We start from the raw sequence: 15,371 nt of genomic DNA, 5'->3' as shown, positions 1-15,371 counted from the left end.
GTCGATGGCCTGAAGGATGAACCCTCTACCGACCGTATAAAACGATAAACGAGAGAGTTTATTAAAGTGGCTAACATCAAGTCCCAGAAGAAGCGTATCCTGACCAACGAAAAGGCACGTCTGCGTAACGTAGCTGTCCGTTCCGAGGTTAAGACCGTAATCCGCAACGTCAACGAGGCAGTAGCCTCCGGTGACAAGGATAAGGCAACCGAGGCATTGCGCCTGGCTGGCAAGAAGCTCGACAAGGCTGTAAGCAAGGGTGTTCTGCACAAGAACAACGCTGCAAACCGCAAGTCGGCAATTGCCAAGAAGGTTAGCGCCCTCTAAGCCAAGCTTAGACTTCATCATCTCCCCCGCATCCATTGGGTGCGGGGGTTTTGTGTTGCCAGCGGCAGTGGTACAGGAGATGGCCGTTGAATCGGCCCTGGCTTTTCGGCGAGGTAATCCGATGCTCAATGCCGGGTGTCACTGCGGACCGGAATCTCCTGTTGCTTTGAGCGCTGATCGATGAACCAGGCCACTGCCCACCGAACTGCCAAGTTGAGCGCAACAACCGGAGCCAGCCATGCCGGGCCCTGCGGTGCAGAACACGTTGGCAGGCTCCGGCCAGATCCCGGAACTTCTGCTTATATAGCGTCAGCTGTTGTACGAGTTGGCGAAACCAGTTGCGATGCGAGTGCCATTGGTGACGGCTGGCAGCGCGTCGGGAGTTGATTTGCTGACGTAGTAAAGCCACACATCGCCGGCCTTTGTGGTGGCGAGCAGCGGAGCGGTTCGTGTCCGATTTCCATTGGCATCAGTGCAGTTTCCAACGGAGAAGGAAACAAAGTTCTGCCACGTGGAGGAGCGAACAACTTTTGAGGACCATTTCGTCGGCGTTGCCCGAGGAATGGTGTATTCCAGCAACCGGCCGTCCGAGGCGTTGGACAGGAAAATATCCGCTTGGTCGCCGTTGGACAGGGTCTTGGTCATCCAGTAGCTGAATCCCTTCAACGGCCACCAGCCGCGAGGGGAAACTTGGACCCTGCCGAACATGTTGGCGGTCGCTTGCGACTGCGTGTATCGATAAAGCGCACCCTGATCGGTGATGGCGTAGGTGTAGGTGACACCGGTGACAGAGTCGTACTTGTCGGTCACCACAACGTCCGTCATGGTTCGAATTCCAGCCCACGTGTTATTGACTACGGTTGATTCATAGCCGTCTACCACATAGAGAGTGCCGTCGGGATTGGTCGCATACAACAGGGAATCATAGCCATTTTTCCTGACGAGCGCTTTCGGATTGAATCCCAAGTTCGTGTGCTGGACTGGATTCAAATTGACGAAGGCGTCCACGCCTTGACCACCTTCATTCGAGCCGGGCCAGTAGGCGTATTGCACTCCCCTGAGAAGGCCGGGGAACTCTGGATCCCCGCGCTTCATGTCTGCGTTGCAGGTCAGTCCCGCCGGGCCTTCGGGTGCAGGCTCGTAGGCCGAGGCGGGGGCGGACAGGGTTGCGGCCAGTGCAAGAGCTGACAATGCTCCAGCGGCGATTTTTGCGAGTGATCGTCGATTAATCATGCTGTTAGTATAAACGGCGCTGCAGGAAACCGCGGACTTCAGCATCGACTTTTTATGCAACGACTAGAAGATTGCGTGCTGGATCCAAGTTTGCTGGCGCACTACGCCAGCGCATCTTCAGGTCATCGCACTGGGCATTGTTCTACCTTTTTGGTGCTTTTTCAGAAATGAACAGGATGGCATGCTCCAGGGCGTAGCCTGGCGATCGGCTTCCGCCCTTGACCATCCGATCCGTGTTCGCGATTTCTTCAATGCACAGGGCCAGGTCACTGCGTTTCCAGCCGCGAGCCTGTTGCTGCGCTTGCTGAACTTGCCACGGGGCCATCCCCAGCTCGGAGGCCAGCGTCGCAGCTGGCTCATTCACTCCGAGAACCTTGGCGAGCTGGCGTACTTTCATTGCCAGGGTCGCGACAATGGGAATCGGATCCGTTCCGGTCCCCAGAGAATGCCTCAACGTTCGCAGAGCGGCCTGTGCATTGCCGGAAATTGCGGCATCAGCGACTTTAAAAGCCGTCGCCTCGACGCGGCCGCCGTAGTAGCGATCAACCATGTCCTGGTCAATCGTGCCTGTGGTGTCCTGAATGAGCTGCGAGCAGCTCGAGCCAAGCTCGGCCAAAGAGTTGCCTACCGCAGCGACGAGGGCTTTCACCGCGTCGTTTGTGATCCGGCGCTTCGCGGCCTTCATTTCAGCCTGGACGAAGTCGATCTTCTCCGCATCTTTTTTCACCGGTTGGCAATTCACGATCAATGCCCCAGCCGCTTTAATCGCATCAATGAGCTTCTTGCCACGGGTACCACCCGAGTAATGCATGATCAAGACATTTTCGGGCGCTTGGTCCTTGAGATAACTGGTGGCATCTTTCAGGAAGTACTCGTTCATGTGGGCGAGCTCGTGCACTTCCACCAGGTTGGCACTGGAGAACAACGAGGAACTGGTAGCTAGCAAAAGCTCCCCCGGCTCATATTTGGATGCGTCGAGCCGTGTGACCTCGATATCCTCACGCTGGGAGGCTTGCGAACGGAGCAGCTCGAAAGCTCGGGATGCCAGGTAATCTTCTGAACCGGTGAGCAATATCAGCGGTTGCGGCGTGAGTTCTCGCCATGAGATCCCTGGATTGGCTTGGGCGCGTGCCATCGAGCTCCTTAGTGCTTCGGTCGATATATCGATCCTACCGAACTGGCGAACCCATGGCAGTACTCAGAACCCCTTGCTCGGTAAATGTGAGAAGCACCGTACCTGACTGGTCAGTCCTGAAGACGCGGGCTCCAACCTCTTGAGCGGCGCGTAGAGTTTCCGGATGCGGATGGCCGTAGGAATTGTCCTTGCCGGCAGAAACCAAGAGCACCTGGGGCGATATGGATTTGATGATCTCTGTTCCGCCATTTCGGGCGCCATGATGCGAGGCTTTGAGAATCGCGGCAGGCGGCTGCGGGTTCTTGCGCAGCAGCGCGGCCATCGCCTCGGTCTCCATGTCGCCGGCGGAAAAATAGTCGATCTCCCCGTTGTGCGTATGGAAGGTAAAACGGATCACGAGCGACGTGTCATTGGGTTCCGCGCTCCTGGCCGCCACGGTCTCCGGACCGATCACGTGATAGTCCACGATCCCGAAGTCCTGGCCATCTCCCTGCTCGACCACTTGGGCCCCAGGCCACCGGTCGATTTCGAAACCGGCAGAAACCAGCCGCTGGCCAATTTTGATGCCTGACTCCTCCACGGCTTCGATTCCTCCTAAATGGTCGGCATGGGAATGGGTAACAAAGATGATGGGCAGCGCGGTGATATTCAGCCTGCGGAGGCACTGGACGACGTTTCCATCCGGAGGACCTGCATCTATCAGCCATCCCTGGTTCTCCCCCACATTGACAACGACGGCGTCACCTTGGCCGACATCGCACATGGCGATATTCCAGTTGGTGCCAACCGATGCCCGATAAAACATCGTCGCCGGCACGATCAACGCCGCGGCAAAAACGAGGACCGCGCCGAGAATTCCTAGTGAAACCTGTCGCACGCGAAAATGTTCTGTCTCGCGCCCCGCGATCAGGAGGATGCAAAGCACGGCAGCCAGCATGATGGCCAGGACAATTCCAAAGGCGCCAGCAGGCCACGGCCTGGCCGCACCCGGCAGGCCAGCGGAAAACTGCGCGATGCGGCCAATAAGCTCGGCTGGGAGCCCCGGGAACCACAGAAGGGCATGGGCCACCGACGGCAATGGGGTGCAAAGCAGCAAACAGGCCATCCCGACCGCGGTAATCAACGGGAGCAAGGGTGCAACCAGCAGATTTGCGGGCAATGAATAGAGGCTGAAATTGCTATTCAACGCAATAACCACCGGCAGGCAGGTAAATTGTGCTGCACAGCAAATAGCAGTCAGTTCAGCCAGCCACGAAGGCAGGAATTGCCCAAAAATTTCGGTGAGCGCCGGTGCAAGCATGATGATGCCAAGGGTGGCCAGGACAGAAAGGGCAAAAGCCGGTTCGGCTCCCAGTCCCGGTTCAATGAGCAGCAAGATGGTCGCGCTCAAAGACAGGATCCCCAACGAGGCCTGGCCCCGGCCGGCGAGCAGCGAGAGTACCGCAATGCTGCCCATCAAGCTTGCTCTCAGGACGCTGGGATCCGGCCCGACGAACCAGGTAAAAAGCCACACTGCGCCAATCATCAACAACGTGCTTGGTGCCTTGGGAATCTGGAACAGCCGAAGCAGGGCCAGGGCGATTGCGGCCAGCAATGCAATATTTGATCCGCTGACCGCGGTGAGGTGGCTCAGGCCGCTGGTCTTCATCGCATCAGACAATGCCTCGTCCTGGCCTTCGCGATCGCCATAGAGCATGCCCGGCAGCAGTGCCCGCGCGTTGCCCGGCAAATGGTTCAGGGCCAGCGAAAACCGCTGCTTCAAATGGTCGGCAGCATTCGGTTCGGCCTCGGAGAGCACCTTCGGTTCGCTGGCCGCCCGCGCCCACCAGTTAAATGATCCGGCATCCGCCGGGTCGAGGCTAACGACGCTCTCGAAGGAAGCGGCATGATCCGGCAGCGAGTACGGCACGCTCAAATACACCGGTATCTCGCATTGCACCCACGCATCATCCTGCCAGTAGCGTTCAATTGTTGCCTTGCCCTTGCGCACTCCTTCCTGGTCAGGCGCCCCGGGCTGCTCAAAACTGAGCACGGCGCGGCGCTGATGCTCCTGGTCCTCCGGGAGAACGCATTCGGTCCGGGTCAAGCCCAGTGAGGCCACCGCCAGCAGCCCCAGCAGGAAGACGATGGGACCGGTGAACCACGGTGCGGCCTGTGCGCCGTCATGGCGTTCCCGAAGCAAGAGGGCCAGCAGCAGTGCCAGCAGGCCAATGAACACCCAGAGCAGCAGCCCAGGCATGGTGAAGTAGGCGGCGATCCAGGCCCCTGCAAGCAGCCACAGGCCGCGAAAGTCGGTGTTCATGGGACCACCAATTCGGTGAGCTTTTCCAGCATGGCCGGGCCGATCCCGGACACCGCGTCAAGTTCCGCGACCGAGGTGAATGGGCCGTTTTCGGTCCGGAATTCGATGATCCGCTCGGCCAAGGCAGGGCCGATGCCGGGAAGCTCCTGCAGTGTTTGCGCGTCGGCAGTGCTGATCGAGATCTTCGCCTTCTCGGTGGGCGCAGGGGCGTTCTGCCCGGTGGCAGCGCTGCCGCCGCCGGGCAGGATCACTTGCTGGCCATCAACGAGCTTGGCAGCCAGATTGACCAGCTCGGGGTGGGCATCCTTGGCCAGGCCGCCAGCCTTTTTCACCGCGTCGGTGATGCGCGAGCCTTCTGGCAGGTCATATACGCCGGGCTTCTTGACCGCTCCAACAACATGCACGGTCACCTGCGGTCCGGGCGGGTGGCCCGGGCTGGACGGACTTCCAGCCGGGGCGCTGCTGCTCGAGGGATCGGATTCAAGTGGAATCGCCGCCAATTGCTCGCTGGCCGGCGGCGGCGCCAAAAGTATCGAGATTCCGATCCAGCCGAGCACGATCATGACCAGGGCGAGCACCGCCACGCGCGAGATCGCAAACCTGACACGACCGGGGCGTGGCGCGTACTTGCTGAAAAAATCGTGGCGGCCCATGCGCCACAGTATGGATCAGGGCCCGGCAGGCTCCGGGGAATCTGCGGCTGGCTGTGGATCCAGCGGAGCCACGGATACCGCGAGAACTCCCATCCCGGTGTGGGCGGCCAGCACCGCGGGCAGCGATTCGATAACCACCGGCTGGCTGCTGAAGGGGCCCAGCTCCGTGGCGATTTCGGTCGCGAGTTCTACGGCGCCAAAGTGCATGACGCCCAGGCGCACCGGGCCCTTGGCAGCCCGTGCATCGCGCAGCGCAAGGGCTACGAGCCGGGCCTGGGCGCGGGCGAAGGAGCGGGGCTTTTCCAGTGCGCAGATGGCGCCCTGGTCGATGGTCAGGATCGGCTTCACGTTCAAGAGGCTGCCGAGCACCGAGGAGAGCGCGCTGATCCGGCCGCCGCGGCGTAGTTGCTCCAGGGAAGGCACCGCAAAGTACACGGAGCTGGCGGCGGACATCCGGATGATCTGCTCGAGCATTTCCACCGGTGCCCCGGCATCCCTGGCATCGAGCACGTCGGCCACGGCAAAGCCCAGCGGCAAAGCCACCGTGCGGGAATCGAGCACCGTGACCTGGTGGGCGAAATCGGCGGCAGCCAGCCGCGCGGCCTCCGCGGTGCCCGACAGGGCCCCGGACATGTGGATGGAGATGACGTGATCGCATCCCGAATCAAGCAGCTGGCGGTAGACGCGCGCGAATTCGCCCGGTGCCGGGCGCGAGGTCTTCACCGCCTTGCCCATGGCCAGCCCCATCATCAGCGCCTGGGTATCCGAGCCCTGCACGTGGTTATCCACGATAATCGGGATGTTGACCTCCACGAAGCCAGGCCGGTCGCGGAAAGCTGCGGGAAGGCAGGAGGCCGAGTCGGTGACAACCCCGATGCGGGGACGCGAAAGCCCGCGCGGGGCCAGCCACTTGGGCAGCCAGCCCGCGCGCGAGCTTTTCTGTCGTTCGTCCATGAGCCGAGCTTACGGGGCCGGAACCACGTTCACCAGTTTCGGCGCACGCACGATCACCTTCAGCGGCGCCTTGCCCTCGAGCATCCGGATCACCGCTTCATGGGCCAGTGCCTGCTCGCGCAGCTCGTCCTCGGTGATGTCCACCGGGACCTCCAGGCGGGCACGGACCTTGCCCTTGATCTGCACCACGGCGGTAACGGTGTCATCCACCAGCAGCGATTCGTCAACTTCTGGCCAGGCGCTGGTGACCACGGATGGCGCGTAGCCCAGGGCTTCCCACATGTCCTCGGCGGTGTACGGGGCGAACATGCTCAGCAGCTGGGCGACGACGGTGGCCGCTTCGCGCACTGCCGGGTCGGCCGCGCCGGCGCCGGAGTCGATGGTCTTGCGGGTGGCGTTGACCAGCTCCATGGCCTTGGCGATGACCACGTTGAACTTGCCCGAATCCAGCAGCTGCGCGGATTCGTGCACGGTGCGGTGGGTGACCTGGCGCAGCGCCTTGTCCCCTGCCGCGTAGTCCACGCCCGCCACGCTGGCCACGTCCTGGGCGATGCGCCAGGCGCGGGCCAAGAACTTCTGCGACCCCGATGGGGAGACATCGGCCCAGTCCACGTCGTCCTCCGGCGGGGAGGCGAAGACCATGGTCAGGCGCACGGCGTCCACGCCGAACTTGTCCAGCTGCTCGCCCAGATCCACGCCGTTGCCCAGCGACTTGCTCATCGCCTTGCCGCCGTTGAGCACCTGTCCCTGGTTCAGCAGCGCGGAGAATGGCTCGGTCGCATCGATCAGGCCCAGGTCATGGATGACCTTGGTGAAGAAGCGCGAGTACAGCAGGTGCAAGATGGCGTGCTCGACGCCGCCGACGTACTGGCCTACCGGCATCCAGTCGCGCACGGCCTTCGGATCGAAAGGCCCCTCGGTGTAATCCGGGGAGACGAAGCGCAGGAAGTACCAGGAGGAGTCCACGAAGGTGTCCATGGTGTCGGTGTCGCGCTTGGCGGCGCCGCCGCACTTCGGGCAGGCCACATTGACCCATTCCTCGGCAGCGGCCAGCGGGCTGGTGCCCTTCGGGGACAGCTGCTCGCCGCGCAGATTGTCTGGCAGGCGGACCGGCAGCTGGTCATCGGGAACCGGGACCTCGCCGCAATCAGCGCAGTGGATGATCGGGATCGGGGTGCCCCAGAAGCGCTGGCGGGACAGCAGCCAGTCGCGCAGGCGGAAGTTGATGGTGTGCTTGCCGGTGCCGGCAGCTTCCACGATCTCGATTGCCTTGGCGATCGCCGCGGTCTTCTCCAGGCCGGTCAGCTCGCCCGAGTTGACCAGCTTGCCCTCCCCGGCGGTGGCGGTGCCGGTTTCATTCGGGTCCTCGGCGCCGGTCTGAACGACCACGCGCACCGGCAGGTCGAAGGCGCGGGCGAAGTCCAGGTCGCGCTGGTCGTGCGCGGGCACGGCCATGATCGCCCCGGTGCCGTAGTCGGCCAGCACGTAGTCGGCGGCCCAGATAGGCAGCTTCTCCCCCGAGAGCGGGTTGATGCCGTAGCGGCCGGTGAACACGCCGGTCTTCTCGCGCTCGGTAGACTGGCGCTCGATCTCGCTCAGCGCCTTGACCTGCTCCTGGTACTCCTCCAGAGCGCCGCGGTGTTCATCGGTGACCAGCTCGCCGGCCAGGTCGGCGTCGGCGGCCACCACCATGAAGGTGGCACCGTACAGGGTGTCCGGGCGGGTGGTGAAGACCGGGATCTTCAGCGCGGGCTTGTCCCCGGCGGCCTCGATCTCGAAGGTCACCTCGGCGCCTTCGGAGCGGCCGATCCAGTTCTTCTGCATCAGCAGCACGCGCTCGGGCCAGTGGCCCTTGAGCTGCTCCATGTCCTGAAGCAGGCGGTCGGCGTAGTCGGTGATCTTGAAGTACCACTGGTTCAGGGACTTCTTGGTCACCGCGGTGCCGCAACGCTCGCAGGCGCCGTTGACGACCTGCTCGTTGGCCAGCACGGTCTGGTCCTTCGGGCACCAGTTCACCGGGTGGTCCTTGCGGTAGGCCAGTCCCTTTTCGTAGAACTTGGTGAACAGCCACTGGGTCCAGCGGTAGTACTCGGGATCCGAGGTGTGCAGGCGGCGATCCCAGTCGGCGGAAATGGCGTAGCGCTTGAAGCTGGCGGCCTGGGTGTCGATGTTCTTGTAGGTCCACTCGGCCGGGTGGCTGTTGCGCTTGATCGCGGCGTTCTCTGCCGGCAGGCCGAAGGAGTCCCAGCCGATCGGGTGCATCACATCAAAGCCGCGCAAGCGCCAGTAGCGGGCCACTACATCGCCCATGGCAAAGGCCTCGGCGTGGCCCATGTGCAGGTCGCCCGAAGGGTAGGGGAACATGTCCAGGACATAGCGGCGTTCACGGCTGCCATCATCGGCGGGCTTGAATACTTCTAGCTCGTCCCATACCGGCAGCCACTTGGACTCGATGTCCTTGAAGTCGTAGGTCCTGGGTTCATTCGTCGATGATGTCACGCTGCTCTTCTCACACGCTTTGCGGAAATATTTCGGATTGGAAAACTTGTTTTTGGTTCCAGACACAACAAAAGCCCCCAAATTTCCACTCGGGGGTACGGCCATCGGCCGTGCTTAAACTAGGTTGCGCTTCGGATGCATATCGCGATTCTATCGCACATCGCCTAGTGGCGCGCATCGGTGAAGAGCCAGATTCGACACAGCGGCAATCCCGGCTTCGCTTGCGCCTAAGCCGCGTGCCGGAAAGTTCTCCACAATCCGCCCCAGTGTTCGATCAGCGCGTGGCCCAGCACGGGATGCTCGTGCACATGAAGACCACCGCCCTCTTGGCCGCCATGCGCGAACTGTGCCAGGGTCCCTGGAAACTGGGATCCCAGCTCACCTCCGCCATGCTCCTCGAGCTGGGCACCATGTGCCTGTCGATCCTGACGGCGATCGGGCGGCTCATCCACCAAAGCAAGGACCCGCGCCTGGTGCTGCTGAACCTCCAGCTCATCGAAAAGGTCGAGCAGCTGGCGCATTTCCAAAAAATCGCGCTGGCCTTTGATGCCGAACTGACCGCTGCCAACGCATTGAGCCTGTCCACGCTGGACACGCTGCGAAAGCTGCCCGGGCGGCCCCAGGCGGAACTGGACGCCTGCTTTGCGCAACCCCCTCAGCTGGCCAGCGGCCGGACCTGCTACAACAACGCGGCGGAACTCATTGCCGCCTGGCTGGGCATCAGCTACTTTGAGGCGGAGCGCCGCATCGACGATGCCCATTTGCTCATCGGCCGGCGGACTGCCAGCGGTGAAGAATGCGCACCTCGCTTTGAACACCTAGCCGCGCTCTTTGCGCAGGGCAGCGTCGATCGGCGCAGGATCGCGCAGATTTCGCGGCAGCTGGAGAAGCTAGAACCCGGGGATACGACCTTTGACGGGGTGCCTGATCAATTGCGTGCCCGCGGAGCCGATGGCCTGTTGCTCGAGGAGAGCGCCGCGCAAGCCCTGGCTGAGCTTGGCCCCAATGCAGCCCGCAAGCAGATCGGCGCCCAGATCAATCAGTACAGGGAAACCCACGGAATGATCATCCCGCCCAAGCTCGGTTTCTTCATCGGCAAGGTGCTTGGCGGCGTGCACTCTTTCCACCTGCGCACCGATGCTTCACAAGCCGAGGTGCTCCATTCCATTGCCGCGCAGTCGGGCAATCCGCGCACCAAGGCGGGCAAGGCGGCACGCAAGCCGGCAAATTCCAAGTCGGCGTCTTCCGATCCGGATGAGCCTCCGCAGGAAAATGACACTGCCGCCGGCCAGGAGCAAAACCATCCCGCGGCGCCAACACCAGACTGGCTGATCAGCGAGCAGCCGATGCCTGATTGGGCCCGCAGCGAAATGGCTGGAGACAACGAATCACCTGCCGAGCGCGAAACCGCCGCCGAAGACGTTGCTGGAACCCCCAATGACACGCAAGCCCAGACAGAGCCCGCCGATCACGAGGCACCGGACGCCGCAGGGCTCCGACTCAACGCGCTTATGGCGATTCTTGCTGCCAGCGCTACCCCGGGCAAGCAGAGGAACATTGTCCCGAAGGTGCTGGTGTACATGTGGCTCAGCGACTTGCAGAATCTGGCCGAGGCACATGGAGTCAGCGCCCATGGAGTTGATATTCCGCCCGGCGAACTTCGACGGCTGTTGGCCCACGCGGGAATCATCCCGCTGGTGCTGGGATCAAACAGCCAGCCCCTGGACATGGGACGATCACAGCGTTTCCACAAAGGAGGGATCAGAACGGCCATCATGGCCCGGGATCGGGGATGCATTGTGCCCGACTGCACTACCCCGCCCGAGAACACCGAGGTCGACCACTATGACGTGCCGTGGTCCGAGGGCGGTGAAACCAGTGTCTGGTCTGGAGCCGGGCTGTGCACGACCGGTCATCATCAGCGGCATGCGGACCAGCTCAAGGTTGTCGACGTCGATGGCCTGCCGCATGTGATCCTGCCCGAACACCTCGATCCGGAACAAAAACCCCGGCGCAACACCTACTGGGGTGCGCTCCAGGCTGGGGACTGCCCTGCCAGAACCCAGCCCGCAGAACCTGCCGGCCCCACGCCCCCGGCCACGGACAGCAACGCCGGTCCGGATCCTGATGAGTCCCCGTAGCTGCATGCGCTAATTGGCTGGACGCAACGACGCCCGAACCTTTGCAGGTTCGGGCGTCGTTTCATGCTCAATTTTCGTGCAAGGGCAAGCGATTAGGCTTTGGTGTCCTCGTCGACCCAGTCGAAGGTGCGGGTCACGGCCTTCTTCCACAGGCGCAGGTTGCGCTCGCGCGCTTGTTCATCCATGGTTGGCTCCCAGCGCTTGTCCTCGGACCAGTTGGCTTCCAACTCGCCCAAATCCTTCCAGAAGCCCACAGCCAATCCGGCAGCATAGGCCGCACCCAAGGCAGTGGTTTCGGTAACCTTCGGGCGAACCACGGGTACACCCAAGATGTCGGCCTGGAACTGCATCAGCGCCTCGTTGGCAACCATGCCGCCATCGACCTTGAGCTCGGTCAGCGGTACTTCGGCGTCGGCGTTCACAGCATCCAGGACCTCGCGTGTCTGGAATGCGGTGGCCTCCAATGCGGCACGGGCGATGTGGTTCTTATTGGCAAATCGAGTCAGGCCCACAATGGCACCACGGGCATCCGAACGCCAATACGGCGCAAACAAGCCGGAGAATGCAGGCACCACGTACACGCCGCCATTATCTTCCACCTTGGCCGCCAGCTCTTCGATTTCCGGTGCGGAGGAGATCATGCCGATGTTGTCGCGCAACCACTGGACCAGGGATCCGGCTACCGCAATCGATCCTTCCAGTGCGTACACCGGCTTGGCATCGCCGAGCTTGTAGGCCATGGTGGTCAGAAGACCATTGGTCGAATTCACGATTTCGGTGCCGGTGTTGAAGATCAGGAAGCAGCCGGTGCCGTAGGTGTTCTTCGCGGTACCAGCGGTGAATGCGGCCTGCCCGAAGGTGGCCGCCTGCTGGTCGCCGAGGATGCCGGCAACTGGTACCTCGCGCAGCAGCTGGTTGGTGTGCACGTTGCCGTAGACCTCGGATGACGAACGAATTTCAGGCATCATCGAAAGAGGAACACCAAAATCAGCGAGAATCTTCTCATCCCACTGCAGGGTCTTCAAGTCCATGAACAGGGTGCGCGAAGCGTTGGTCACGTCGGTAACGTGCACACCGCCATCGGTGCCACCGGTCAGGTTCCACAAAACCCAGCTGTCGGTGGTTCCGAAAAGCAGGTCGCCGGCTTCGGCACGCTCGCGAGCACCTTCCACATTGTCCAGGATCCACTTGATCTTGGTGCCCGCGAAATAGGTGGCCAGTGGCAGGCCCACAGTTTCCTTGTAGCGGTCGACGCCACCAGAAGCTGCCAGCTCGTCAACGATGTCCTGGGTGCGAGTGTCCTGCCAGACAATGGCGTTGTAGACCGCTTCACCCGTGGTCTTGTCCCAAACGACGGTGGTTTCACGCTGGTTGGTAATGCCAACAACCTCGATGTCGTGACGGGTCAGATTGGCCTTGGACAGGGCTTGGCCGATCACCTCGCGCACGTTGTTCCAGATTTCGGCTGGGTCGTGCTCTACCCAGCCAGCGGCCGGGAAGATCTGTTCGTGTTCAAGTTGGCCGACCGAGTGCACGTCGCCCGCGTGGTTGAAGACAATCGCACGGGAGCTGGTTGTGCCCTGGTCAATGGCGATCACAAATTTTTCACTCATGATTTACTGCTCTCTTTCTAGAACATTAGAGCGGCGACAAGTCCGCCAAGGATACCGCCGATTGCTGGTCCCGCCAATGGCACCCACGAGTAGGCCCAGTCGGAGGATCCCTTGCCCTTGATCGGCAAAATGGCGTGGGCAACGCGTGGGCCAAGGTCACGGAATGGGTTGATAGCGTAACCGGTAGGACCGCCCAGGGACAGGCCAATGGCAACAACCAATAGCGCAACAGCCAGCGGGCCAAGCTCATGAGGAGTATGTCCCAGCCCTGCGATCACGAACACCAGGACGAAGGTACCGAAAATTTCGGTGACGAGGTTCCAACCGTAGGAGCGGATGGCCGGTCCGGTGGAGAAAACTCCTAGCTGGGTGCCTGCATTCTGCGGATCATCCAGATGCTTCTTGTACGTCAGCCAGGTGCCGACGGCTCCGAGGAAGGCGCCAATAAATTGCGCCAGGAAGTACAGCAGGGTATTGGCCAGGGTTTTGGCAACGCCGGGTGCGTATTCTGCGACATCCGGGTTAACCAGCAGGCCCAGGGTGACAGCTGGGTTCAGGTGGGCTCCGGAAATGCCGGCTATCCAGACGCCGCAATAAACGGCGAGGCCCCAGCCAAAGCTGATGGCGACCCAGCCTGCGGCGCTGCCGAGGGTTCCCTTCAGGGCAACGTTCGCGCAGACGCCGCCACCCATCAATAGGAGAATGAAAGTGCCGACAAGCTCGGCAAGAAACACGTGAGTGGACATCTTTGACCTCTTAGTGATTTCGACTGCCGGCGGCTACTTGCCGCCGGCCACGTGGCAGATTAGCCCAGGATCACTCCGTGGCTATCTGCGAGAACCGAGAGCGAATGGTCGATTTCGGTTTGCAGCTGGGATTGGTCCCAACCCATTGGGTCAGCTAGGCAGTTGGCTACCTCGATGACCAAATTCTTTGTCACCAAGCCACGGAAGGCAAGGTTGGTGCGGCGGATGAAAACGTCGATCAAGCGGCCAACCTGCTCATTGTTTGCCATGTAGGTGATTTCCTGGCACGAGAGCTCGTCGGTGTGCTCCAGCATCTGCTCTTTACCACCCAGCTGCTCCAGGACGTGGTCGGCCCGGGTGCCGTAGCGCTCAAGCAATACCCGCAGGCGGTCACGCGAAGCCTTGGATTCGCGGGCCGCGTACCAGGCAGCCAGCGCGCCTTCATTGGCAGGGAAGTTCTTGCCGCCGCCAATGGGCACGCCAGCAGTCGACTGCACTTGGCGCTCGCCCAGGAACGCCAGGGCCTGGCCGCCCAAATTCTCGCTCAGCGCGCGGAAGGTCGTCCACTTTCCGCCGATCAGCGAGAGCATGGTGGTCTTGTCGGTCAGGCGCGTTTCCTTGACCTGATAGTCGCGCGATACAAAGCCAGGCGCGGTGTCGTCGTGATTTGGCAGTGGGCGCACGCCGGAGAACTTGTAGACGATCTGGTCCTCGGTGGCCTTGATGCCCGGGAACACGTGGTGGATCAGATCGAAGAAGTACTGGACTTCTTCATCGGTGCATACCGCTGGTTCGTTCATGTCGTGTTCGAGGTCGGTGGTGCCGACCAGCACTCGCCCGAGCATCGGGTAGATCAAGACAATGCGGCCGTCTTCGTGTTCGAAGAAGATTTCGCGGCCACCGGTGGCTTCGAGCAGTTCCGGGTGATCGAGGACGATGTGCGATCCCTTGGTGCCGCCGGTCCATTTGGTTTCGCGGCCCAATTCCTTATTGGTCAAATCAACCCATGCGCCGGTCGCGTTGATGATCACTTCGGCGTCAAAGTCGAATTCGTCGCCGGTCAGGACATCGCGCAGCTTGGCGGTGCCGCCGTCAACTCCGGCGAGTTCAACGTAATTGGTGGCCCGGGCCTGATCGTTGGCGTTCAGGCCTTCGCGCAGCACATCCAAGGTGAGGCGTTCCGGGTTGTGCACCGATGCGTCGAAGTAGGTTGCGGTGTACTTCACATCGTCGCGCAATTCTGGCAGGTCCTTTCGGGCCGCCTTGCCGGACTTGAAGCTGTGCCACGGGGTGTTGCGGCCGCCGATGCCGGCGAACACGTCGTACATGATCAGGCCGGCTTTGATCAGTGCCGCGCCGCGCTCGGTCGGCTTTCCCGATTTGTGGGTGAGGAAACGCGTCGGTGCGCTGAGGATTCCGGAGAAGGTGGAGAAGATCGGGATGGTGGTTTGCAGCGGCTTCACGTAATGGGGCGCGATTTCCAGCAGGGAATTGCGTTCCTGCACGGATTCGTGCACCAGGCGGAATTCGCCATTCTCCAGGTAGCGGATGCCGCCATGGATCATATGCGAACTGGCGCCGGAGGCACCCTGGCTGTAGTCGCCGCGTTCAATCAGCGCGACGTCGATTCCCTGCATGGCCAGGTAGCGGAAAGTCGCTACGCCGTTGATGCCGCCGCCAACTACCAGTACCCGCGCTTGCGGGCGTTCACGCAGTTTGGATAGCTGTTCCCGAATCACGATGTGTGCCCCTTTGTAACAATTGAATG

General features: G+C 61.6%; 11 protein-coding genes. 2 read left to right on the top strand and 9 right to left on the bottom strand.

What is annotated here, in order from left to right; translation table 11 throughout:
* Nucleotides 1-66: 66 nt before the first annotated feature.
* Entirely contained in the window at nucleotides 67-327 is a 261-nt protein-coding gene (gene rpsT / locus ACT7DV_RS15310) for a 30S ribosomal protein S20 (RefSeq protein ID WP_334123499.1), read from the top strand.
* Between the two features lie 309 nt (nucleotides 328-636).
* On the opposite strand, the gene ACT7DV_RS15305 is transcribed toward rpsT, so the two are convergent.
* From ACT7DV_RS15305 to leuS, 6 genes are all read right to left on the bottom strand, one after another.
* Nucleotides 637-1,560, bottom strand: coding sequence for a hypothetical protein (locus ACT7DV_RS15305; RefSeq protein WP_444663831.1), 924 nt, complete (start codon nucleotides 1,558-1,560; stop codon nucleotides 637-639).
* Between the two features lie 142 nt (nucleotides 1,561-1,702).
* Complete coding sequence (holA, locus tag ACT7DV_RS15300) at nucleotides 1,703-2,695, bottom strand: DNA polymerase III subunit delta (RefSeq protein ID WP_444663830.1); 993 nt, start codon at nucleotides 2,693-2,695, stop codon at nucleotides 1,703-1,705.
* 34 nt (nucleotides 2,696-2,729) lie between these two features.
* Nucleotides 2,730-4,997 carry a ComEC/Rec2 family competence protein gene (locus ACT7DV_RS15295; protein ID WP_444663828.1) on the bottom strand — a complete coding sequence of 756 codons (2,268 nt, stop codon included), beginning with the start codon at nucleotides 4,995-4,997 and terminating at the stop codon, nucleotides 2,730-2,732.
* A complete protein-coding gene (locus ACT7DV_RS15290; RefSeq protein ID WP_444663826.1) occupies nucleotides 4,994-5,650 on the bottom strand; it encodes a helix-hairpin-helix domain-containing protein in 657 nt (218 codons plus the stop codon). Before ACT7DV_RS15290 ends, ACT7DV_RS15295 begins: the two co-directional genes overlap by 4 nt.
* 15 nt (nucleotides 5,651-5,665) lie before the next feature.
* Nucleotides 5,666-6,604, bottom strand: coding sequence for a DegV family protein (locus ACT7DV_RS15285; RefSeq protein WP_444663824.1), 939 nt, complete (start codon nucleotides 6,602-6,604; stop codon nucleotides 5,666-5,668).
* 9 nt (nucleotides 6,605-6,613) lie between these two features.
* On the bottom strand, nucleotides 6,614-9,103 hold the full coding sequence (gene leuS / locus ACT7DV_RS15280) for a leucine--tRNA ligase (protein ID WP_444663822.1): 2,490 nt from the start codon (nucleotides 9,101-9,103) through the stop codon (nucleotides 6,614-6,616).
* 266 nt (nucleotides 9,104-9,369) lie between these two features.
* Between leuS and ACT7DV_RS15275 the strand changes: the two genes are divergently transcribed.
* Complete coding sequence (locus tag ACT7DV_RS15275) at nucleotides 9,370-11,244, top strand: hypothetical protein (RefSeq protein WP_444663820.1); 1,875 nt, start codon at nucleotides 9,370-9,372, stop codon at nucleotides 11,242-11,244.
* 92 nt (nucleotides 11,245-11,336) lie between these two features.
* Here the strand turns inward: ACT7DV_RS15275 and glpK are convergent, their stop codons facing one another.
* Genes glpK through ACT7DV_RS15260 form a run of 3 tightly spaced genes read right to left on the bottom strand, consistent with a single transcriptional unit; the run spans nucleotide 11,337 to nucleotide 15,342 of the window.
* Nucleotides 11,337-12,857 carry a glycerol kinase GlpK gene (glpK, locus tag ACT7DV_RS15270; RefSeq protein ID WP_444663818.1) on the bottom strand — a complete coding sequence of 507 codons (1,521 nt, stop codon included), beginning with the start codon at nucleotides 12,855-12,857 and terminating at the stop codon, nucleotides 11,337-11,339.
* 17 nt (nucleotides 12,858-12,874) lie between these two features.
* Nucleotides 12,875-13,603 carry an MIP/aquaporin family protein gene (locus ACT7DV_RS15265; protein ID WP_444663817.1) on the bottom strand — a complete coding sequence of 243 codons (729 nt, stop codon included), beginning with the start codon at nucleotides 13,601-13,603 and terminating at the stop codon, nucleotides 12,875-12,877.
* A gap of 59 nt (nucleotides 13,604-13,662) precedes the next feature.
* Entirely contained in the window at nucleotides 13,663-15,342 is a 1,680-nt protein-coding gene (locus tag ACT7DV_RS15260; RefSeq protein ID WP_444663815.1) for an FAD-dependent oxidoreductase, read from the bottom strand.
* Nucleotides 15,343-15,371: the final 29 nt, after the last annotated feature.

This window comes from Glutamicibacter sp. TV12E, from assembly GCF_052441935.1.
In the GTDB taxonomy this organism is placed as follows: domain Bacteria; phylum Actinomycetota; class Actinomycetes; order Actinomycetales; family Micrococcaceae; genus Glutamicibacter.
The sequence above is the reverse complement of the archived record's forward strand: the minus strand, read 5'-3'. Positions and strand labels throughout refer to the sequence as shown.